General features: G+C 48.1%; 20 protein-coding genes. 4 read left to right on the forward strand and 16 right to left on the reverse strand.

The genetic code is table 11. The features are described from left to right. Position 1: 1 nt before the first annotated feature. Entirely contained in the window at positions 2-481 is a 480-nt protein-coding gene (locus VV1_RS20500; RefSeq protein ID WP_011082046.1) for a YehS family protein, read from the forward strand. A gap of 102 nt (positions 482-583) precedes the next feature. Here the strand turns inward: VV1_RS20500 and VV1_RS20505 are convergent, their stop codons facing one another. Further along, positions 584-1,561, reverse strand: coding sequence for an IS481 family transposase (locus VV1_RS20505; protein ID WP_011082047.1), 978 nt, complete (start codon positions 1,559-1,561; stop codon positions 584-586). 434 nt (positions 1,562-1,995) lie between these two features. Here VV1_RS20505 and VV1_RS20510 point away from each other — a divergent pair, with 434 nt between their 5' ends. The 3 genes from VV1_RS20510 to VV1_RS24870 are packed head-to-tail and all read left to right on the forward strand — an operon-like array spanning position 1,996 to position 3,667. Further along, the gene (locus VV1_RS20510) at positions 1,996-2,457 is read left to right on the forward strand and encodes a hypothetical protein (RefSeq protein WP_011082048.1); all 462 of its coding nucleotides are present in this window, start codon (positions 1,996-1,998) and stop codon (positions 2,455-2,457) included. Further along, positions 2,450-3,496, forward strand: coding sequence for a serine/threonine-protein kinase (locus VV1_RS20515; protein ID WP_011082049.1), 1,047 nt, complete (start codon positions 2,450-2,452; stop codon positions 3,494-3,496). The genes VV1_RS20510 and VV1_RS20515 overlap by 8 nt, the downstream gene beginning before the upstream one ends. A 3-nt stretch (positions 3,497-3,499) precedes the next feature. Beyond that, on the forward strand, positions 3,500-3,667 hold the full coding sequence (locus tag VV1_RS24870) for a hypothetical protein (RefSeq protein ID WP_158306840.1): 168 nt from the start codon (positions 3,500-3,502) through the stop codon (positions 3,665-3,667). 616 nt (positions 3,668-4,283) lie between these two features. On the opposite strand, the gene VV1_RS20520 is transcribed toward VV1_RS24870, so the two are convergent. From VV1_RS20520 to VV1_RS20590, 15 genes are all read right to left on the reverse strand, one after another. Then, a complete protein-coding gene (locus VV1_RS20520; RefSeq protein ID WP_011082050.1) occupies positions 4,284-5,378 on the reverse strand; it encodes a DUF2806 domain-containing protein in 1,095 nt (364 codons plus the stop codon). A 239-nt stretch (positions 5,379-5,617) separates the two neighbouring features. Beyond that, positions 5,618-7,291: a flagellar assembly protein A gene (locus VV1_RS20525; RefSeq protein ID WP_011082051.1), complete on the reverse strand. Its 1,674-nt coding sequence runs from the start codon at positions 7,289-7,291 to the stop codon at positions 5,618-5,620. 221 nt (positions 7,292-7,512) lie between these two features. Continuing rightward, a complete protein-coding gene (locus tag VV1_RS20530) occupies positions 7,513-9,189 on the reverse strand; it encodes an ATP-binding SpoIIE family protein phosphatase (RefSeq protein ID WP_011082052.1) in 1,677 nt (558 codons plus the stop codon). Between the two features lie 14 nt (positions 9,190-9,203). Continuing rightward, the gene (locus tag VV1_RS20535; protein ID WP_011082053.1) at positions 9,204-9,503 is read right to left on the reverse strand and encodes an STAS domain-containing protein; all 300 of its coding nucleotides are present in this window, start codon (positions 9,501-9,503) and stop codon (positions 9,204-9,206) included. 40 nt (positions 9,504-9,543) lie between these two features. Next, positions 9,544-10,716 carry a methyl-accepting chemotaxis protein gene (locus tag VV1_RS20540; protein WP_011082054.1) on the reverse strand — a complete coding sequence of 391 codons (1,173 nt, stop codon included), beginning with the start codon at positions 10,714-10,716 and terminating at the stop codon, positions 9,544-9,546. Positions 10,717-10,767: 51 nt separating this feature from the next. Beyond that, positions 10,768-11,802 (reverse strand): protein-glutamate methylesterase/protein-glutamine glutaminase, encoded by a 1,035-nt coding sequence (locus VV1_RS20545; protein ID WP_011082055.1) that lies wholly within the window; start codon positions 11,800-11,802, stop codon positions 10,768-10,770. Continuing rightward, positions 11,802-12,446: a chemoreceptor glutamine deamidase CheD gene (gene cheD / locus VV1_RS20550; RefSeq protein WP_011082056.1), complete on the reverse strand. Its 645-nt coding sequence runs from the start codon at positions 12,444-12,446 to the stop codon at positions 11,802-11,804. The genes VV1_RS20545 and cheD overlap by 1 nt, the downstream gene beginning before the upstream one ends. A 15-nt stretch (positions 12,447-12,461) precedes the next feature. Beyond that, positions 12,462-13,316 carry a CheR family methyltransferase gene (locus VV1_RS20555; RefSeq protein ID WP_011082057.1) on the reverse strand — a complete coding sequence of 285 codons (855 nt, stop codon included), beginning with the start codon at positions 13,314-13,316 and terminating at the stop codon, positions 12,462-12,464. Then, on the reverse strand, positions 13,301-15,724 hold the full coding sequence (gene aer2, locus VV1_RS20560) for an aerotaxis transducer Aer2 (protein ID WP_011082058.1): 2,424 nt from the start codon (positions 15,722-15,724) through the stop codon (positions 13,301-13,303). Before aer2 ends, VV1_RS20555 begins: the two co-directional genes overlap by 16 nt. A gap of 8 nt (positions 15,725-15,732) precedes the next feature. Next, positions 15,733-16,194: a chemotaxis protein CheW gene (locus VV1_RS20565; protein WP_011082059.1), complete on the reverse strand. Its 462-nt coding sequence runs from the start codon at positions 16,192-16,194 to the stop codon at positions 15,733-15,735. Next, positions 16,194-16,700: a chemotaxis protein CheW gene (locus VV1_RS20570; RefSeq protein ID WP_011082060.1), complete on the reverse strand. Its 507-nt coding sequence runs from the start codon at positions 16,698-16,700 to the stop codon at positions 16,194-16,196. The genes VV1_RS20565 and VV1_RS20570 overlap by 1 nt, the downstream gene beginning before the upstream one ends. Before the next feature lie 9 nt (positions 16,701-16,709). Beyond that, positions 16,710-18,824, reverse strand: coding sequence for a chemotaxis protein CheA (locus VV1_RS20575; protein ID WP_011082061.1), 2,115 nt, complete (start codon positions 18,822-18,824; stop codon positions 16,710-16,712). A 34-nt stretch (positions 18,825-18,858) separates the two neighbouring features. Further along, positions 18,859-19,218 (reverse strand): response regulator, encoded by a 360-nt coding sequence (locus tag VV1_RS20580; protein ID WP_011082062.1) that lies wholly within the window; start codon positions 19,216-19,218, stop codon positions 18,859-18,861. Between the two features lie 31 nt (positions 19,219-19,249). Further along, the gene (locus VV1_RS20585) at positions 19,250-19,504 is read right to left on the reverse strand and encodes an STAS domain-containing protein (RefSeq protein ID WP_011082063.1); all 255 of its coding nucleotides are present in this window, start codon (positions 19,502-19,504) and stop codon (positions 19,250-19,252) included. 334 nt (positions 19,505-19,838) lie between these two features. After that, the gene (locus VV1_RS20590; protein WP_011082064.1) at positions 19,839-21,866 is read right to left on the reverse strand and encodes a tRNA(Met) cytidine acetyltransferase TmcA; all 2,028 of its coding nucleotides are present in this window, start codon (positions 21,864-21,866) and stop codon (positions 19,839-19,841) included. Positions 21,867-21,947: the final 81 nt, after the last annotated feature.

Here is a 21,947-nt window from a genome sequence, read left to right on the forward strand (position 1 = left end):
AGTGACTAACAACGAAATTTTACGTCGTATCCAACACGCGTTAAACCTTAAAAACGCACAGATAATGAAAGCTTTCGAGCAGGCCGAAGTCACTGTGGCTCACGATAAAGTGGCAAACTGGTTAAAAGATGAAAGCGACAAATCTTGCGTTAAGATGAAGGATCAAGAGTTAGCGGTATTCTTAAATGGCTTTATTAACCTCAAGCGAGGAAAAAAAGACGGCGAGCAACCTAAGCCAGAAGCCACGTTGACCAACAACATGATTCTCATGAAGCTACGTATTGCGCTAGACATGAAAGCAGAAGATGTGTTGGACGTATTAGAAGTGGTTGGTATTAGTTTAAGTAAATACGAAATTGGTGCGTATTTCCGCAAGCCAAACAACAAAAACTACAAACAGTGTGAAGACCAGTTGCTGTGCGACTTCTTAAATGGTGTGCAGTTTACCAATCGTCCCGATTCTGAAGAGTTTACTGGGTAATTTTTATCTCGAATCGAACGTGGTAATTGATTAAAAAAGCGAGAACCATTTCATTTGGCTACTCGCTTTTATCATGCTAAAGACCGGTATTAGATGTGTGATTCATAGAGATGGTTTCAATTTTCTTAGCTGAAGATCGAGCTTGTAATTCTGCTCTTGAAACCGCTCTTTCTTGATCTGGTAGTGCTGAGATACCTCTTCAGACAAAGGAGTTTGATCAGATATCTCAGTAATCCTGTCTATCGGGGTTAGTCCATTTAAAGAGCTGTGGGGCCGTTCCCAGTTGTAGTAGTGTTGCCATTCAGCTAGTAGCAGATCCAGTTCTTCCAGCCCCACAGAGACATCTATGGTCGGATAGAACTCACTTTTATCTGTTTTCTGCGAGCGTTCCACTTTGCCATTCAAGTGAGGTGAGCCAGGCTTATTTGGGCGAAACTTGATCCCATAAATCATGAGTTGTTTCTGGACTTTCTCAGCAAAGAATTCACGCCCTCTGTCCGTCTGAATACGCTGGATAGGAAATGGCATCTCTTCCACGACACAATCGATAAAGTCGACTGTATTTGCTGCTGTACGCCGAGAGTAGCACCTTAGAACCCGATAGCGAGAGCAGTCATCAATAGCTGTATACTGATAAATTCCAGGCGCTATTTTACAGGTGTCCATTTGGACTCTATCACCAGGAATTGGGCGCTCATATCTTTGGAAATCTTTTTTGCGTCGGTAAGTTACGATGGGTTTGACTGATGCTTCGGATAAAACTTTATGGAGTGTCGCGGTGCTTAGGTGTATTTGGTGAAGTCGGATTAATTCCGTTTGTAAACGCCGCGCCCCTAAATTGCGTTTCTGACGCATCGTAAGGATCAATGCTCTTAGCTCATCAGTGACTTTGGTATCTGGGGATGAATAAGGGCGTCTGCTCTGGCTTTCCAGACCAACGATTCCAGACTGCTTATATCGCTTAGCCCACTTACGTAATGTTGGTCTGGAAATACCACAGCGTCGACATACGAGGCCTGCATCACCACATTCCTCATACATTTTTACCCACTGTAGTCTTTGTTGGATTTCTCTGTCCATAAACACCCAGTATAGTTGAAAGGATGTCTATGAATCACACATATTAGAGCTTCACAATCACGTCTACTCTTTGTCTTTCTTCAGTAGATACCTATTCTAGTAATTCACTAAAACTGACCACGTATATAGAGTTTTTCCATACTTTTGGTCATGCGTACAGAGTCACGACTGACGCCGTTGGTAACACGAAATTGCCCCATTCCTTGTTTCGACCGATTCAACACAGCTATCGCCAAAGCTTCATTTGACTTATTTTTTCTAATCTAGCTATGTGACCAAACTAAGTGTGCCACTACAGTTCAAGAATGAATGTATAGAAACCACTCCGAGCGCAACTTATTGCAGTGCAATCTCATGATATTTTTCTTGTACGTAATATGGTTTTTTATTATTGTTTCGCCCAACTTATAACCACAAATAACTATCAGATTCACATGAATACTTTAGGCTTAAGAGCTTCTCCTAGTACTGTATACTTTTGCGTCTATGATTCTACAGATGACTCAATTATAAACCTCGAACAAATAGCTATCCCCAATGTTTTTGAAACTCCAGAAAAACTCAAATACCTGAGAATCACAATTCTAGATATCATCCGTGAATACGAGGTACAAAAAGCTGGGATTCGTTTAAGCGAACCTCACCCTAAGGCGAAACCCAACGTGACCCGTATTCAATTTGAAGGAATTATTCAAGAGGCTTTCGCCAGTAGTAGCCTGCAATCGTACTTTCGAGGAACAATAGTCACTATTGCTAGCCACCTAGAACGCCATTCGCGAGAAATTAAGCCATTGATTGAAGGAACACAAACTATTGAACATTTGGACGATTGGTCTGACTACTCCAAGGAAGAGCGAGAGTCGATCTTAGCAGCAATGGGGGCAAAAAATGCTTGATTACACTGTAGCAGAGGTAAGATTTGATGAACTCGGGCGAATTGGGGATGAAGGGCGAAACTCCGTTGTCCTGAAAGTTCGAGATGTTTGCTTAGACGCCATCATGGCAGTTAAGAAAATAAAAAAAGGCAGTAGAGCATTACCTAATCCAGCCGAGTACTTCAATGAAGCTAGGATTTTATACGCAAATCCACACCCTTATGTTGTTCAAGTGAACTATGCTTGTGAGGACAGCAGTCATGTTTATATTGCTATGCCTTTATATAAGAATGGTTCATTGAGCAAGTATATGAGCGAGCGTTATCTCACTCTCGGTGAAATCGTCCGTTTTTCATGTCAATTTTTATCTGGCTTACACAATATCCATTCAAACCAACTGATTCATTTCGATATCAAACCTGACAACATCCTATTATCAGACCGGAATGAAGCTATGTTGTCCGATTTTGGCTTAGCTAAGTTTTCTGATGAGGATGGCTTTGCTACTCCAAACCAGTTATACGGCACACACATGCCTCCAGAAGCATTTGAAGGTGGGGAATATACAAACCTACTAGATATTTACCAAGCTGGTTTAACAATGTATCGCATGTGTGTTGGTAGTGATGAATTTAAACGTCAAGTAGATACTTTCCGCGAGCCTGACGGCACGCTAGGTCATACTTTTATTCAAGCTGTTCAAGCAGGTGATTTCCCTGCAAGAAATGCTTTTCCTGCACACATACATAGTAAAGTTAAAAACGTAATTACTAAGTGTATGTCTCCAGACCCCGATGACCGATATATGTCAGCCATTGAAGTCGTAAATGATCTATCTTTTGTTGATGAAAGCTATTTCCCTTGGCAGTATAGTATTGACGACGGTGTGCGAAAGTGGGAAAAAAACACTAGTTCGAATGGAAAAAAGTGTATAGAGTGGCACCCTGACTCTAGCTCAGTCGCCTACACTATAAGTGTAGGGCAAGTAAGAAAAGCTAACTCAAAGTACACTAAAGACCGCTTAACTATTACGGAGTTGAGAAGATTTCTGAAGGAGTAACTTATGGATAAACCTACTCAATCTAGAAACAAAAACTTTAAAAACAGAGCATCCCTTACTAGTAGTAAAACAAATCTGTCCTACAAAGAAAGAGTTGCTAAACGTGCGAAAAGTAAAGGAATTACAGCCGATCACTTATCAAAGAGTGACTATTTCGTAACACTTAGCTAAGTCTTGGAAGCCCCTTATTGGGGCTTTTGCGACTTAATGGATACAGCAGATCCAGTAATCTTAAATAAATGTGTAGATGTTCTACTCTCCAACTTTGCTTGTACTTCCAACGAAACTAAGCCCCCGAAACTTGTAATGTACTGGCTTGTAGGAAGCTTTAAACAATTATGGCTCATTTTGAAGTCATCCCAACCGGTGATTGTTCTCCAGTTTTAAGTACGTAGTTCTGCTGTCTCTTCCTTGGTTGATCAGCAACTGTAGTGGTCAACTAAAATTGGCTATATAGGGTTTTTCCATACTTTTGGTCACGCGTGCAGAGTCACGACTGACGCCATTGGTAACACGAATTTGCCCCTAAGTTTGTTAGGCGGGGGAAAGCTAAAGCTCGCATCGATCAGTTGACGAAGTTGGAACTAGGTGAGCCTGCGCATGACTGGCGTTTCCATGATCTTCGAAGAACCCTAGCCGCAGGTTTGGTTTTTTAGGTGTTCGTACTGAGGTGATCAAGCGAGTTCTTGGTCGTGAGGCTTCTGCAAATGATGTTACCTCAACTCACTACCTCTGGCACAATTACGACAACGAAGCGCTAGAGGTAGTAGAGTTGTGGAATGGCTACTTAGGCAGGTTGTTTTGAGTTATTGGCTGGTATCACTTCAGGGTTCAGTAACTTGCCCGAAGTTTTATCGACTTGCTGCCAGTCCCCGATTTGTACATCGAACCCTGCATTGGCGACCTCTTGTGCAATGGCTTTTAAGTATTCTTTATCTGTTTTAAAGTCAGCCAACTTGAAGATCTCTCGACCAAGTTGGCTGGTGAGAAGAACATTAAATCCAATTTTTTTCTTGGGATCTGCATGTCTAGCAACTAAACCACTGTTTTTGCTTGTGAAAGCTCTTACGAATCTAGATGAATCTAATGAAGTGTACTCAGTAGTAAGACCCATAGAGTCTACGCCGGAGATGATTCCTATTTCTTGAAGGTAAAGTAGCTTGGTGAAGTTTAACCCCTTTTCAGCCATCATTTTTTCAACGGTATCGGATTCATTTCCAAGTCCTCTAGGATCAATAACACCTTGGAAAACTCTACCATCAATTATGAACTCACCGAGTTTACTAATCAGCTCCGCTTCATTCTTTGACAGGCTTTTGAGTAAGTCGAGTGTGCGTAGAGAGTAAGTTCCCGGAGTGGTAACCTCCCCCGCGAGAACCTTCGCCCACAATGTTTGTAAATAATCATTACTGACTTTTTCTGCGTTGTCTCGCCAGCGAGTGAACCAGTCAGGATCTACTGGGTCATCATTAGCTTCATATTTACCTGATTCAAGTTCTTGCTCGGCTAGCAACACTGTCTTGGTGAGATTCACTTCTTCCTGCATCGCCTGAATCTGTTTGCGAGTCTTGCCTTGTCTATCCAGATTTTCCAAATTCAGGTATGGCTCAACTCTGTTGCCTTTCTGAATTTCAACTAACTGTTCTGCATTTGCTTCGGAATCAACGGCAATAAGTCTACGATCTTCAGTATATTGCAATTTGCCTGCTTTGATATCGGCTATCTGTTGCTCAGTCTGTGCGATCATAAGCATCTCATCGCGTTTGGCGTCGACCTCGGCCTTGCCTACTCTCTTGATTTGGTTAGGGGCAAAGATACCTCCAATTCCATCGGATACTAAATCACCCAACTTCATCAATGCTTTTTCACCGGGCCAACCCATGCATGTCCCTCAATACAATATAATACCTTGATTAGTAATTACTTTAACATGGTTTCTTGAAAAGTGAACAAGATTTGATTGTAAGCATTACCCCTGTAGTGGATGAGTGATTTTGGTCACTCAATTAGTTTTTTTGCAACACCCCAAATAATCCGTTAAATGCTAATTTAGCAAAGTCACTGGCACGTTTATGTCCAAAAACGAGTTAGATCATCTATCTCTAACTCGCTCGCACATCGCTACACTGCGACGTCCTCTTCTTCTAAGGTTGAGGAGACTTTGATTTCGTATTGGTTGAAGCTAAAGATGCTGCCGCCGTGGGTGCGCTTGGTGATCACTTGTTCATCGCCAAATTGGACGGTCACACGGGTGAAGACTTTTTCCGTCGCTTCTACGGTGTTGAGTTCCAGTAAAGCGTTGAACTCGGCATCGAGGGTTTCTAACTGGCCTTTAACGGCTTCCAGTTTGGCGTTGTTTTCTGCCTTCATTTGCGCGATGGCTTCTTCCATGCCCTCTTCGCGCTGCGATTTCGGCGTTTTCTTAAATTCGAGTTCACGACGGATGACATCCATCGTCTCTTCTTGGGCAAGCTTGTATTGCTCTTTCAGGGAGGCGATTTTGTCTTTGTAGGCACTAAAACGGGCGAAGGCTTCCACTTTGGTGGCGGTATCCCCTTCCACACCCAGTTGAACACAACGCACTTTGCCACCCACCTTGGCCACGCCACCGCTTAAGGTACCGTTACGCTCATTGGCGTCGATCACCAGCAAATCGTGTCCACAGCGAATCTCGTTGTTAAAAGAGTGCACCGCAAGTTCAATGTTGCCACCGGCTTGTAGCTCGCTGTATTGGGCGTAGTTAGCAACAATTTTGCCTTTAGTTTTGACCGAGCAACTGCGTGGCTCACCGTCGCTAACGGTGTGGCCAATGATGCCTTTGCCCACTTCAATGTCGCCTTGGGCTTGAACATCGGCCGATTCGATAAACCCGCCCACGGTAATAGAGCCTGTCGCACGTACCATCATGCCAGCTTCAATATCACCAGAGATCACCACATTGCCTTTGAACTTCACGTGCCCCGTGCCCACACCAACGTTGTTCAAACAGAGTGCACTGTCCACTTCGATGGTTTTTTCTTTGATGAGCGGCATGCCCGATTGGCTAGCAATAAGAAGATTCGGATCGTAGGAAGCGATTTCCGTGCCTTTGCCGGGTTTGAGCAGGGCATCTTTGCCTGCTTGAGGAGGAATGATTTTGCCTTGAACGGTAAAGCCTGGAGTGCCTTTGGTTGCAGGTTCACGGCGCATCACTTCATCACCTTTATCAACGGTGATGGTGGCCCCGAGGTTACGCATATCGATTTTGGCGTTCGCGGATTTGCCTTTTTCCGGCTTCAACACACGTTTGGTAATGTCTTCCACCAGAGGCACAAACTGAGCATCTTTACCTTTGATTGGCTGTTTGCCCTGCGCTACCGGTTGGACAAACTCTTCGCCGGCTTTGAGTTGGTTACTCACCACCAACACTTTTTTCAGCGCCAACTTGTTGATGCCTTTGGTGACGCGAGCTTGAGCCAAGGCATGCACAATTTCACTGCCGCGCAATCCACGGCCACCATACGCGCCAGTGACTTTCATGCTGGCCAGCATGTCGTTGTCGGTGAGATCCACTTCAATTTGTGCATTAAGACGCTTGGCGATGACGATGCCATCATACGCTTCGGCCTTACGCTCTCGCGCACAGTTGAGAAAGCGAACGACTTCTGCATCATCAAGATAAAGCTCTGCGCCTTCCATCTCAGCGATGACGGCATCCAATTCTTTTCTGACGAGCTCACTCCCCAAATCAGCCTCAGGCAATTTGGCGGTAATTTCAGTCTTCTTTTCGTTCCATGAAAGGCAGAGTTTCCACATATAGACGGTCGCTTACTACAACTAAAATAAAAATTCTTGAACCAGTCTAACTAATTAACGATCCGGTGAAAATCGGCAAAAGAGAATAATCGGGCTCACATCACTAAAGCAAAAAACACCCTTATTCACGCCAATTTTGTGACGAGTTGACGCATTTCCGACATCTCTTTTTACACTGTAAATCGGATGCCTTGCCGTCAACGCATCACCGTGATCTCGGTCTACAACTGGTAGGTTGCGGTCACGCACTTCCCGCCATTACTGTAAACGACTGATTCACAAAGCTCATTGAGCAGAATTCGTCCACGCCCATGCAGTTGACTTTCTTGCACTTGTTGCACCGGGTTACTGTAATCAAACCCTACTCCGTTATGCTCTATTATTATAGCTAGCAAAGTGCGTTCCGGCTGGTAGTCAAATTGGATGGAGAGGTAAGCGTCTTGACTAAGTTGTTCGAGTTTTTCTTCTCGCGCTTGGTAGTAAACAAAGAATCCGTCGGCATCTTCTTTGAGCTTCGAATCGAGCTCAAGTAAACCGTGGTCGATGGCATTCGCCAATAGCTCAGAAAGCACCGAACAGATGAGATCCAGATGAGGTCCGCCACTCACTACGCCTTTAAGAATGGCGCGTAAATCGGGCAGCAGATGATGAGAAGCGATTTGCGGTTTGTTCAGCGTTAAGCAGCTCTTTAGTGGCAGTTGCGATAAGAGTTGTGGATCGCAACGTGTCTGCTCACTTTCTGGCGACGCTGAAACAATGGGGCATTTCAGCGTCAGTATCGATAAGTCATCGTGACGCTGACGACAAGAAAACGCCGCCACCGCCTTTTGCAGCGCCTTGATGATGTCGTAAGGATGCTGTTCAATCACACGCAACAAGCGCGTTTCACCAAACTGTTCGCCTTCTTCGTTTGGCGATTCAGTGACGCCATCGGTGTATGTGATGATCGATTGCCCTTCCAGTAACTCAAAGCTGATCACGCTGGCATCAAACTCTCGCTCTTCTAACACGCCTAGCGGCATGTGCGTGGAGGTTAGGCGCTCTGCCACTGAACCATCGTGATTAAGCAAAAAGGCATCTGGCAAGCCACCACCCCACCAGCGAATATGACGTCCGTTACCGCTGATTTCAAACAAGCTGGCCGCGAGCATCATCCCCATGGGAAGAAAACGCACCAGCGCACTGTTGATTTCACTGACAATCTCGCCCAGCGCCATCCCTTTTGCCGCCATGGAGTTAAACGCTCGCGTCGCAGGAATGGCCGAAATCGCCGCAGGCAAGCCATGCCCAGTTGCATCGGCAATCATGGCGTATATGCCGCCGTGCGGTCTGCGAGCCAAGATGATCAAATCGCCATTAAACACGGTTGAGGGCGAAGAGAAATAGTCGACGCCCGAGACGACATCAAGGCAGCCTTCCATCTCTTGTTTGAGGTTGGCAAAAATGCTTTCTGCGATGGTGTAATCGTAGCGGACTTGTTCATGAAAATGGCTCAACTCTGAGCGCTGTTTCGCCACTTCGTTATACATTTTGGCGATGCGCACATGCGCCTGAACTTTGGCCAGTAACACATTGCGCTGCACGGGTTTGGGAATGAAGTCATCGCCAAAGGTTAGGCACTTACCGAAGGATTCTTGATCGTCGAGCGCGGTGAGGAAGATGATGGCGATATGCCGATTGGGAAAAGCTTCTCGGATGATTTGCGCGGTCTGAAACCCATCCAGTTCCGGCATCATCACGTCGAGCACGATCACATCAGGCAGCTCGTTGACCTCTTGCAGCGCCGAAATCACATTCAGGCCACTGTTAAAGGTGCTGATCCGGGCATCGAGATCGCTCAGCATCATCTTACACACTTCAATATTGCTCGGATGATCGTCGACGATGTAAATCTTCATACCCGCTCCGCCTGTTACTCGATGTGGAATTTTTTATCGAAACGACTGATCAACAAAATTTTGCGCACTTGCGGTAAGGTGTTGATGATCTTTATTCGCCCATCGGCACTGTTGAGATGTTTTTGCATGTTGAGCAACATGCCAAGCCCCGCACTATCAATGTAGTCTACTTTGCGTAAATCGATAATAAACTGGCTATTGAGGTGCTCGGTGTAAGCGTTTCGAAACTCTTGCACCAAGTTAAATCCAAAGGCCCCTTCTATTGCTAAGGTCACCGTATTGCTTGTTTTATCGACTTCTTTCATCACTGACATCTTGCCTTCCCCTAGCTGAGCCGTTGTTGATGGTAAGCCCTTAAAAGAGCTCTACCTCGCCTTCATCAATACTGACTTGATTCGCCGCCCCTTCGCCACGCCCTTGTTCTTGTCGTTCCAATAGCTCAACCTGTTGGATCAGATCGTCGCTGCTGATTTGGCTCGCGGCATGTTGTTTGATCAATTGCTGAAGCGCTTCAACGTTCTGCATAGTGTGAGAGGCAAAGTCCCCTTGCTGAACCACAATATCGGCAAACTGTAACGCTCGGATGCCCGAGGAGACTTTCTGCGCCAACTGAGCACCCAATTCATGGATTTGCTGGACTTGCGCTTCCACCATCTCATTCACTTTTTGTACACCGCGCAGCATTTCATCCACTTCTTCCTTAGATTCGATGGCCACCGTCATATCGATAGACGCCATTTCACCCACGGTGTGATTGGCTTGCTTAACCGTGCTCAAGGCGATGTTAATTTCCCGCTCGATTTGGTTGTTGAGCGATTCCGCTTTGACCGATAAATCACGCACTTCTTGGGCAACAACGGCAAAACCACGCCCTTGCTCACCCGCTCGCGCCGCTTCTATTGCCGCGTTCAGGGCCAATAAGTTGGTTTGCTCAGAAAGCCCGCGAACTTGATTGAGCAGTTTAAACACCGCGTCCAATTTGTCCGACATGTCATGAATACTGTGGACTGCCGAGATGCTTTTCTCTGACACATTGATCAGGATATCGATGTAGCGATTGATGATTTTTTCCGTTCTTGGCATAACATTGGCGATGCTGTTCTCGCTGTTTTGATTGGCAAGAAGATCGTCCACCAAGCGTTCAGAAACTTGGCTTTGCTCTTCACAGGTACGCTGTAAACCAAAAAAGCTGTCGTTGAGGGTTTCTACCGAGGCTTCAATAACGCTTCTCTGTTTCGCCAGAGGTTGCTCTACGCGAGGAATCGCCGTTTGCAGAAAATGGCCCACAGGCCCCCACGCAGCATCGGCTTTTTTCTCTCTCTCAACACTGGCACTTTCGCTATTTTCATCGCGGCCCAGAGAAAAAATCGAGGGTAAGACAAACCAAGGAATGGCGGCCGCAATAATCATCAGTGCAATATTGCCCATGGAGTTGGCGATCATTGCGCCAAAGGTGAGCGCGACGATTTGGCAGAACACCGCGATGAGGTAACGAGTTCGATAACTTGTTTGTGCCGATTTTTCCATATTCGCCTACCTGACAAAATCCATTATGTAACTTTTTGCTTATGTTTTCTTTTAGCTTAGTAGATCGCACAAAAACTGAGGAAGTTTATTGAGTGGTTTGATGTGCATGGCGGCGCCACACTCCACCGCAGCCCGCGGCATGCCATACACCACGCAACTCTGCTCATCTTGCGCCACGGTGATGGCCCCTTGCTGCTTCATTTGCAGCATGCCTTGCGCGCCATCTTTCCCCATTCCAGTGAGGATCACGCCTATCGCTTTGCCTTTTAAACTTTCCGCGACTGAGCCAAACATCACATCCACCGAAGGCTTGTGTCGATTCACCGCCGGGCTGTCATCCAAATGGGCATACAACTGCCCTCCGCGACGAAACACCATTAAGTGTTTGTCCCCCGGCGCAACGTAGGCATGATTGGTTTTTAAAGCGACTTCCCCTTGAGTGAGTTCACTGACACTCAACGCACAACTGGCGTCCAATCGGCTGGCAAACGGGCCAGAAAACATCGCGCTGATGTGTTGGGTAATCACAATCGGTGGCATGCTGGCTGGCAAGGCTGAGAGCAGATGTTTCACTGCCTCGGTACCTCCGGTGGACGCGCCAATGGCAATGAGCTGATATTGGCTAGTGGAAACCGCACTGCTGCTGGCCACTGCTGGCGACATGCTTTGATTCGCCCCCACTTGCGCCTGAGCGGCCATGCGGATTTTTTCGTTCACTAAGCTGCGATAACCCAGCATATCGGCGGTATTGGCCACCGATGGTTTGGGAAAATAATCCACCGCGCCAAGCTCTAAAGCCATCAGTGTCGCGTCTGCGCCATGCTGGGTGAGCGTTGAGATCATCACCACGGGCAAAGGATGCAGGCGCATTAGGTTTTTGAGAAACTGAACGCCATTCATCTTGGGCATTTCGATGTCGAGAGTCAGCACATCTGGCTTTAAAGCTTTGATCATCTCACGCGCTTGATAAGGATCTTCAGCCGCGCCGATCACCTCTAATTGAGGATCCGAATTAATGATCTCCGAGAGCAAGGCTCTGAAAACGGGGGAATCATCCACCACCAAGACTTTAATCTTCTTACTCATCAAAATAACTCCACCTCTGAATCGTTATCGGTTTGCTTTTCCAGGGTATGGGCATAACGCTCTTCTTCACGACGAAGATGATTGATCTCGGCAAAGGGAATGCGTTTCAGCCATGCTTTGCCTGTGAGGGGGTCAAACATGATCTTTCTTGGCTCTAAACCACCGAGATCGTACGCCACCACCTCCAACCCTTCTTGCTCGGCGTAATGCAGCACAAACTCGACATTTTTCTCACCGATCATCGAATGAAAGCCCATCATCTGTGCGCCGCCAAACAGCTTCATTCGTAAGCGCTCTCGGCGAGCCCCCAGCGAGAGCAATTGATTAAGCAGCATCTCCATCGCATAACTACCATAACGAGACGCGCCAGAGAGCAGCTCATCGGCATGCCAATGCTTCTCTTCAAAATGGTTGTGAAACGGCAGCAAAAAGTGATTCATGCCCCCAACGCGTTTCACCGGGTCCCAAATGCAGGCCGAAACGCACGAGCCTAATCCGGTGCAAATAAGCTCTTCCTGATCACTGACATACACGCCGCCGGGCAACACTTTGATCATGTGCAACCCGCGCTGCTCGTTAAAAAATCGGCTGTAATACGCTTCTTCATGGGCTTGAAAATGGTGATTAATTGGGTCGAGCATCATGCTGCCTTAGCGCTGCTACGCTTTGATATAAATTGTTTTTCCGAGATGTTTAAACAACTGGCAATCGCTGCCGACGCTTTCCGAATGGCCCAGAAACAGCACGCCGTCATCTTGAAGTTGATGATAGAAACGTTCAATCAAACGTTGCTGCGTCGGTTTATCGAAATAAATCATAACGTTACGGCAAGAAATCAGATCAAACTTCTGCTTCATGGGCCAAGCATCCAGTAAGTTAAGCTGACGAAAAGCGACATGTTGCTTGAGACATTCTTTCGCTTTGATGTTGCCTGCTTGTGCCCCTTTGCCGCGCAAAAAATTGCCTTTGAGATAGCGCGTTGGAATACACTCCAGAGCGCTCTCTTCATAGATACCTTGCTGCGCACGTTGCAAAACGTTGGTATCCAAATCCGTTGCCAGTAGTTGGCAATCCACCCCAGCCTGCCATAAACCACTTTGCTGAATGCTGGCCAGGTAGCTGTAAGGCTCCTCGCCAGTGGAGCACCCGGCAGACCAAATTCTGACTTGCTTTTTGCGTTGATCGCGCCAATAAGGAAACAACTGGCTTTCGAGAAACTCTACGTGGTGGATCTCGCGGAAAAAATGCGTTTTGTTGGTGGTGAGCGCATTGATAAACGCCATGCGATCGTCTTGATTATTCTCAATGCACTCACGATAGTCGGCAAAACGCTTTAACCCTTTTTCCCGCAGCTTGCGACTCAAGCGGCCATAGACCATGGCCCGCTTGTGGTCAGACAAAAAGATCCCAACGTGTTTGTGAATAAACCACTGCACGTATTTGAAATCTTGATCGGTCAGCTCAAACTCTTGCGCAGGTTCAAGCGTGACTTCACTGCTTAGAACTCTTCCCATTCGTCGCTTTCCTCCGTTCTAAAACCGGAATTGGCTACTTTTGGCTTTTTCATTTCACTTATATTGCCGCGTGTGGGCATCGCAGTCACTTTCGCGGCCGATGGCGCGGCACTGGGTGAAGTCTCTAACGTGGTAATGCTGCTGTCGGTGCTAAAGAAGCTCATGAGATTGAGCAGCTCTTTGCCTTCCGCTTTGAGCGATTGGCTTGCCGCAGAGGTCTCTTCCACCAGTGAGGCGTTTTGCTGCGTCATCTCATCCATGGTCGCGACCGCACGGTTAATTTCATCAATACCTGTCGACTGTTCGATGCTCGACTGGGCAATTTGACTGATGAGGCCCGTGACTTTTTCTACCGCAGCGACGATGTCGTTGAGCGTTGCCCCCGATTCATCCACCAAGCGCGATCCTTCGTCCACTTTCTCGACGCTGTCTTTGATCAGCCCTTTGATCTCTTTTGCTGCCGCAGCACTGCGCTGTGCCAGATTGCGCACTTCACCTGCAACCACGGCAAAACCGCGCCCTTGCTCGCCCGCACGCGCCGCTTCCACCGCGGCATTGAGCGCCAATAGATTGGTTTGGAAGGCGATTTCATCAATCACGCCAATGATGTCGGAAATCTTCTTACTGGCAGTGTTGATTTCAGCCATTGCCGCCACCGCTTGGCCCACCACATCGCCGCCTTTGCGCGCTTTTTTCGCGGCATCTTCAGAGAGCTCATTGGCACCTTTGGCGTTGTCGGCGTTTTGTCGCACCGTTGCGGTCATCTGCTCCATACTGGCTGCGGTTTCTTCTAAGTTTGACGCTTGCGCTTCTACACGTTGGCTAAGGTCATTATTGCCATCGGCAATTTCTGTTGAGGCGGTGGCAACGCGCGCCGAAGAGACGGTAATTTTGTCGACCATGTTACGAATATTGAGAATCGAGGTGTTGACCGCTTCGGCCAAACGACCAAACTCGCCTTGGTGGGTGTCGCTCATCTTCGTTTTCAAATCGCCGTTGGCCACTTTACTCATCACTTGAATGCACTGATCAAGCGGTTCGACCAATGTATCGAGCAGGCTATTAATGCCGTCTCCCAACTCTTTCATAAAGCCGCTGTAAACCGAGGTATCAATGCGCTCTTTGAGCTGCCCCGCAATCGCTTTTTGAATCAAGCTTTCCACTTGACGCTGACCATCTCGTTGCTCAGTGATGTCAATCCATTGCAGCGCAGGCCCCATGTAGTTGCCGCTGCCATCTCGCATCGCAATACAAGTGAGATTGAACTCGAGCGAGCCGACTTTGATATCAGAGCTAAATGGCAAGCGATCCGGATTCGAGATGATCGCCTGTTGGTGAGCGGGATTTTTATGGAACACATCAATGCTTTTGCCGACCAAATTACGAGAATCAAACCCCGGTAAGGATTTCTGCAGTTCCGACTCTCGGCTGCGCAGTAAGTTTTCCAACGCAGGATTGAGGTAGCGAATGATGCCGTTTTTATCGGCCATCATCAGGTTGGTGGTCATCCCTGCAACGGCGGAGGCAAGTCGCCCAACTTCTTCTTCGTTGATGCGCTGCTCCGTCACATCGCGCCATTCCAAACTGTTGCCTATGTATTCGCCTTTGGCGTTTTTCACCGCCGCAACGTTGAGCTCAATGCGAATGTCGCCCACCGCAATGTCGGTGCGATAAGGGAGGTTATTTGGGTCGCTCAGCAGTTTGCGTTGATGAGCAGGATTACGGTGGAACTCGTCAATACAGCGCCCCATTAACCACTCTTTGCTGGCGGTAAAACCAGACCAAACGCCCCGAAAGGCCGTTTCATGGCGGCGGAACAAGGTGAGGGTTTCTTCATTGAGATAAGTGATGAGGAAATCGCGATCGATCATCACCATCGCCGTTTGTGCTTGATCTATCGCCGCCTGCAAGCGGGCGATGCTGTCTTCTTTGCGGCGCTCTTCCGTGACGTCTTGCCATTCTAAGGTGTTGCCAACGTAGTTTCCCGCCGCGTCCAACATCGCTCCCACATTCAACTCTAAGCGTACGTCATCAATGGCAATCACCGTGCTGTAAGGTAAGTTCGCAGGGGTAGAAAGCAGTTGCCTTTGATGCGCGGGGTTGCGGTGAAACATGTCGATGCATGCGCCCATCAAAAACTCTTTATTGGCGCTAAAACTTGGCCAGAACTTACGAAATAACCCTTCATGCTGCTTAAATAAGGTCATCGATTGTTCGTTGATGTAGGTGATTTTGAAATCTCGATCCACCATCATCAATGCGGTTTTCGCTGTGTTCAGCGCCGAGAGTAACTGCTCTTTACTCAACTCTTCTTGCTCTTCAACCTCGTTTAACAACGTATCTCTAGGGTGAGATGTTTGCGGACGAAAGCTGTTGTGCGTTTCCTTGTTACGATTCCAAAATGCCATACCTGACCTCACATTAGCGCTTCTTCTATTGTCGTTCTGGTCAGCTCAGCCACATCAAATAGAGCTTCCAGATTAATAATGATCAAATGGCCATTGCTGGTTGCAGCGAGCCCTTTGATATAACGTTGTTCCATTTTCATGGTTTGCGGTGGCGGTTTGATTTCCCCTTCGTCTAGGGCATACACCTCCGCCACCGCGTCAACAATGATCCCCAGCGGGTTGTGTTGCACATCATTGAGCACCACCACCACGGTGGTATTGCTGATGTGTGACGGAGGAAGATGAAAGCGCACACGCAGATCCGCAACTGGCACATATTCCCCTCGAATTTCCAACACGCCGACTAAATAGGCAGGCGCATTGGGCACTTTTCGTACGTCGCTCCAGCCTCGCACTTCTCGAACATCAAGAATGGGCACGCCGTATTCATCGTCATCCACCACAAAACTCAGATACTCTTGCAGCTCCATTAGCACGCCTCCTGAAATGATTCGATATCCATCAGCTCGGCGGTATCGAGTAAAGTCATCACCTCATCACCGACATTCACCAACCCAAGCATGAATGCAGAGACGGGGGTATCACCGATCGAGGTATAAAAATCATGAGATTTGAGACTGACGACATCCGAGACCGCATCCACCACAATCCCCATTAACCGCTCGTGATCTGGCGCTTGATGGCGCAGCACAATCACAACAGTTGTGGGTAGGTAGTGACACTCCCCCACGCAAAAGCGTTGACGTAAATCCATCACAGGCACAATCATGCCACGCAAATTGATCACCCCTTTGACGAACACCGGAGAACGGGGGATTGGTGTCGGTCGCTCCCAAACACGAATCTCCTCTACATCACCAATAACAATGCCATAGAGCTCATTGGCCAGCGTAAAACTGAGGTATTCGACTTTGTCTGCCGAGCTTTGTTCATCCATCGTTTGTGACTCAAGGACTAAGGTTTGCTCTGATTCCATGTTTGCCCCCTACGCGGCGATGCCGGAATTGCCGCTTTCTGCACGGCGTTTGAGGAAGTTGGTGATGAGCCCCTGCACATCCAAAATCAGTGACACTGAACCGTCCCCCAAAATGGTCGCCCCGGAAATGCCGGACACTTTTTGGTAGTTGGACTCTAAGCTCTTGATCACCACTTGCTGTTGGTCGAGCAGCTCGTCAATCAATAAACCGACACGCGTGCCAGCCGCTTCAACCACGCAGAGAATTTTGCTGCGAAACTCACGGCTGTGACCCATGGCAAACTCTTGCTGCAAACGCAAGATAGGAATGTTTTCTTCTCGCAGACGGTAAAGCTCTACCCCACCGGCGGCGTGTTTGATGTGGCGAGGGTCAATTTGAATGGATTCGATGATGGTGAGCAGTGGGATCACATACACCTCTCCGGCGACTTTGACGAGCTGACCATCCAGTATCGCCAGCGTGAGTGGCAAGCTAATGGTAAAGGTGCTGCCTTGCCCTTGTTGGGAATCGACCTCAATGTGGCCGCCGAGTTCTTCAATATTGCGCTTCACCACATCCATGCCGACGCCGCGGCCAGAGATGTCAGAAACCTGATCGGCAGTGGAGAAGCCAGGGGCAAATATCAGATTGACGATCTGTTTGTCTGACATTTCCTCGCGACGAGAATCCGCAGGCAGTACTTTTTTCTCAATGGCTTTTTGCCAAATACGGTCGCAATGGATGCCAGCGCCGTCGTCCTTCACTTCGATGATGATCGAGCCGCCCTGATGGAACGCATTTAACGTGAGAGTGCCAAATGATGCCTTCCCTTGTTGTTGGCGCACATCCGGCATTTCAATCCCGTGGTCGATGCCGTTTCTCACCAGATGCACGAGCGGATCCACAATGCGCTCCAGCACGGTTTTATCGAGTTCAGTGTGTTCTCCATGGATTTGCAGATCCACTTCTTTGCCTAAGCGGCCACACAAATCACGCACCAAACGGGGGAAGCGGCTAAAGGCAAAACTCATCGGTAACATGCGAATGTTCAGCACATGCTCCTGTAAGTCTTTGCTGTTTTGCAGCAGTTGATCCAGACCCGCTTTGAGTTTCTCGAGTTTGTCGATGGAGAAATCATTGCCGATCTCAGCCAGCATGGATTGAGTGATCACCAACTCACCCACCAAGTTAATTAAGTTATCGACTTTGTCGATGTCGACTCGAATGGAGGTCACTGCCGAGTCATTTTTGTTGCTGCGCGTGGCAGGTTTGGCCGTGGGCGTCGCTTGAGCGCTCTCACTGACCACTTCCACAGGGGCAATTATTGTCGGTTTTTCCTCTGTTCCCGCCGCCTCTGCGGTTTGCGCAGGCGGCGCGAGTGAAGCGATGTCCAGATCGCATTCGTCTTCTACCCATTCGAAAATTTCTTCGATCTGCGCTTTGTCGACCGAGCTCGACAACGTAATCGTCCAGTGGGTGTAGCAAAGTTCAGGATCGAGCGCTTGGATGTCGGGTAACTGACTCGCATCACAGCGCAGTTGCGCCTGCTCATCGAGCTCTTTTAACTCACGCAAAATACGTAGGGGATCGTTACCGCTATAAAAAATCGTCGGATGAGGACGAAAGACCACTTGCCACACGCCAGCATCATCTGCCGGTGCGTTTTCTTCTTCGCTAAGTGGCGGCGCTGCGGACTCGCTAGTGGATACCAAATCATTGGGTTCATTGGATGAAGATGCCACGCTTTCGCCATCGTCACTCTCTAGCAACTGGGCAAGTTCATCACTGACGTGTTGTAAACGGCCCGTTTCCACGGGTTCACCCGCTTCATGGCCTTCCAGCAATAAACGAATGCCATCGCAGCTTCTCAGTAACACATCGACGCTCTCTCGGCTCATCACTAACTCGCCGTTGCGCACTTTGTCGAGGTAAGCTTCGACCGTATGGGTAAATTCGCTGATATCCAGCAGGTTGAAGGTTGCCGCACCGCCTTTAATAGAATGCGCTGCGCGAAAAATCGTATCAATGAGATCTTTTTCAACCTGAGTGGGGTCGAGATTGAGGAGGATATCTTCCAAAACCTCCAAATTTTCTCGGCACTCTTCGTAGAACATTCTACGCAGTTGTTCCATATCCAAAGCCATCTGACGCTCCTTAGTCCGACATTGCTGTGCGTGGTTAAAGCACGCGTTTTAGTGTTTTGAGCAACGTATCGGGATTAAAAGGCTTCACTAACCAACCTGTCGCCCCTGCGGATTTGCCTTCCATCTTTTTTTCCGGGCTGGTTTCGGTGGTTAACATCAGAATGGGAATAAATTTGTATTGCGGTATCGCCCGCATGGCGCGTACTAATTCAAAGCCGCCCATGTTGGGCATGTTAACGTCGGAAATCACCACATCAAACTTGGTGGTTTTGGATTTCTGTAATGCGTCACTGCCATCATTGGCGGTTTCAACATCGTATCCAGCATCTTTTAATGTGTGACTGACCATTTGACGAATAGAGACAGAATCGTCCACTGCGAGAATCTTAACCATCTCAGCCCCCTAGATTTCAAACTGACACCAATTAATTAAGCTCATAACCCAGCAGTTCGATGCCTTCGGCAAGAACATCGGAGAACGCTGTGAGCTCGAGTGTTGAACCTGTTTGTTTGACGCTACGGATAAAGGAAACCAGCGCTTGGATACCGGAGGCATCCACTTTTCTCACTTCGCTTCCTATCAACTGAAGAGGTTGGTCTGATTCAAGCCATTGCAAATATTGAGAGCGGCATTCTTGTACCGAAGAAATATCCAAACACTCAGCCAGCCAACATTCCATGGATTTATCCTTATTGTCTTTCTTATAAACACAGGTGCATATTTTCAGTCTAGAAAGGATTTATTAATACGCAAATTCAGTAAGGATTCTTTTTTCAACTTGCTTTAAGCAAAGGGGCAAGAAATTCGCTTTTCTTTCGAAAAAACAAAATGCTAGATAGACAGAAATGATGATAGATGAAATCTCTGGTGGCTTCGTGTGCGGATTTACAGTGTAAATGTACTTGAGTCACTGTGGGTTGTTACTTAGACGTAACAAGGAAGTGGCTTTTCAACGTGTCGACATGAGAACGATGAAAAGCCAGTTTACAGTGTAAATTTGTTGAGCGAGACCATTAATGCTCGTGACACAGGGCAGCAACGTGCTGGCGTAAAAGCAGCTCGACTTGTTTACGCCCTGGTAATCCCGCCATTTGTGCGCACTCAGACCAAGTATGATTTTGCAGCACTTTGCGAATCAACAGTTGGTCCACTTGGCTGGCTTCCAACATCAACACCCAGCGTTTTAACCAAGGCAGCACACTTTCAAAACTGTTGCCGCCCAACGCATAGTGTCGAATCAACGAAAGAGCCTCTGGAGGCAATGCACTCGCTCCTAACGCTGGCAGCAGTGCGCGAACCACCTCAGGTTCGAGATCATTCAATGCCGAACTCAGCCATTCCGGCAAAGTCTGCTCAAACATGCATTCGGCTTTTTCGACCCAATGTTCAGCACGGGATGTCAGCGGTTTGACCATCATCACCGCGTGACAACCGCTAGCGGCATCTCGACTAAAGCCGACACGCACAGGGCGATATTGGCTATGCAGCCAAAACCGCACTAGGGACTCTGTTGCGCCAAAACTGGTGGAAAGAAAATCGACTTGCGGATCTAATTGCTGTTCAAGTTGCGCCAACATAGCCTGCCCTACCCCGAGCGATTGATACTGTGGATGAACGGCAATACGCATGACTCGAAGCGAGCGTTGCTGCGCAGCGGCTTTTAATCCCAGATGGTTAGCCAGTGAGATCGCGATTAAATGACCTGAAGGACGACGCTGCCCCAACTGCACTTGCGTAATCAAAGCGCTTTCTAGCCCCCCTTCCTCAACGGTGAGTAAGCAGCCCAGTACGTCACTGTTGCACTCTGCCAGCCAAAGTTGACAGCTGGGATCGGACAGTAACTGCATCAAGTCGTTTGGTGAAGTTTGATAATGGGCGTTGACCAGCAACGCAAAACAGGCACGCAAACGTGCTGGCTGCGCCAACAGTTCGCTTTTGTCCACCAAACGTAAAGCAAGGTTTTCCAGCACCACATTCTCTGGGGTCGGCAGTTCGGCATTAAGTAAAAAGGTGTCGTTGAGCCACAACTCAAGAGGGTCGTCTGGCAACCAACGAATTGGCGTATTGAGATGAAGATGTTTCATGCCAGGTCGCTGGCTCTGCAACCAAGGTAAAAACTTGGCCGTAAACCCTCGGCCACATCCTTCGTAGCCATGAATGGTCGATGACAACACTAAACGGTGATAGTGTTCCACCATCCGTTTTAGCAACGGCAATGGAATGGCTGCCGCTTCATCAATCAACAAGAGATCGCATTTCGGTAAGCGCTGTAGCAAATCATCGGGGGCGACGAATTCCAGAACTGCATTCTCACTCTCTAGCTTGCTTTTGCTCTGTTGCCACACCACGCCATCTAATTGGCTCTGTGCATGGTGGAAAACGGGTTCAACTGCAGCGGAAGTGGGCGCGGTGAGCAAAATACGCATTTTGCGTGTTTTCATCAGTTGGCCACTGGCAATGCCAAGTGCACTGCTTTTGCCTCGGCCTCGGTCAGCGGTTAACAACAATGGGCGCTTACGATGGCCCGTCACAACATGATGAACATGCTCAACAGCTTGTTGCTGCTGCGCAAAACGCGCTGTTGCGTTTGTGGGTAATGGCGGCAAAACGGGCTGATGAGTGATGCCATCGCAGCCCATTTGAATCAACTGTTCAAACTGGCCAGTGAGCCACTGATCCCACGGCGTATTGGCCGCCTGCTCAGAGACCAGCAACAGCAGCATACCACCACCACATAGTGCTCCGCAGGCTGCACTAAAGCTGTTCGCGTCAAACTGCTTACGACAATCGACCACCAACAACTGGCACTCTTGCCCCAGCAGACGTTGACCTTGCTTCACTGACACACATTGGGTTACGTCATCGGCACTGGCGATGCCCTCCCCCATGACGAAGATTGAGCGAGGTGATTGCTCAGATAGCAAACCTTGCACCAGCGCGGTTTGCCAGTTGCCAGGCCCTTTAAGCACCACCCCAACTCGCCAGCCTGTTTGCTCAGCGTGCTGCTGAATATGGATCAAAGATTCAATTTGCGCGTTCATCTTCACTACCGAAAACCAAAGTCGCGTTATGGTAGCACAAGATCAAAAAAAGCCGCATTCGCGGCTTTTTCATCTTACTTT

The sequence above is a fragment of the Vibrio vulnificus CMCP6 genome, assembly GCF_000039765.1.
Lineage (GTDB): Bacteria > Pseudomonadota > Gammaproteobacteria > Enterobacterales > Vibrionaceae > Vibrio > Vibrio vulnificus_B.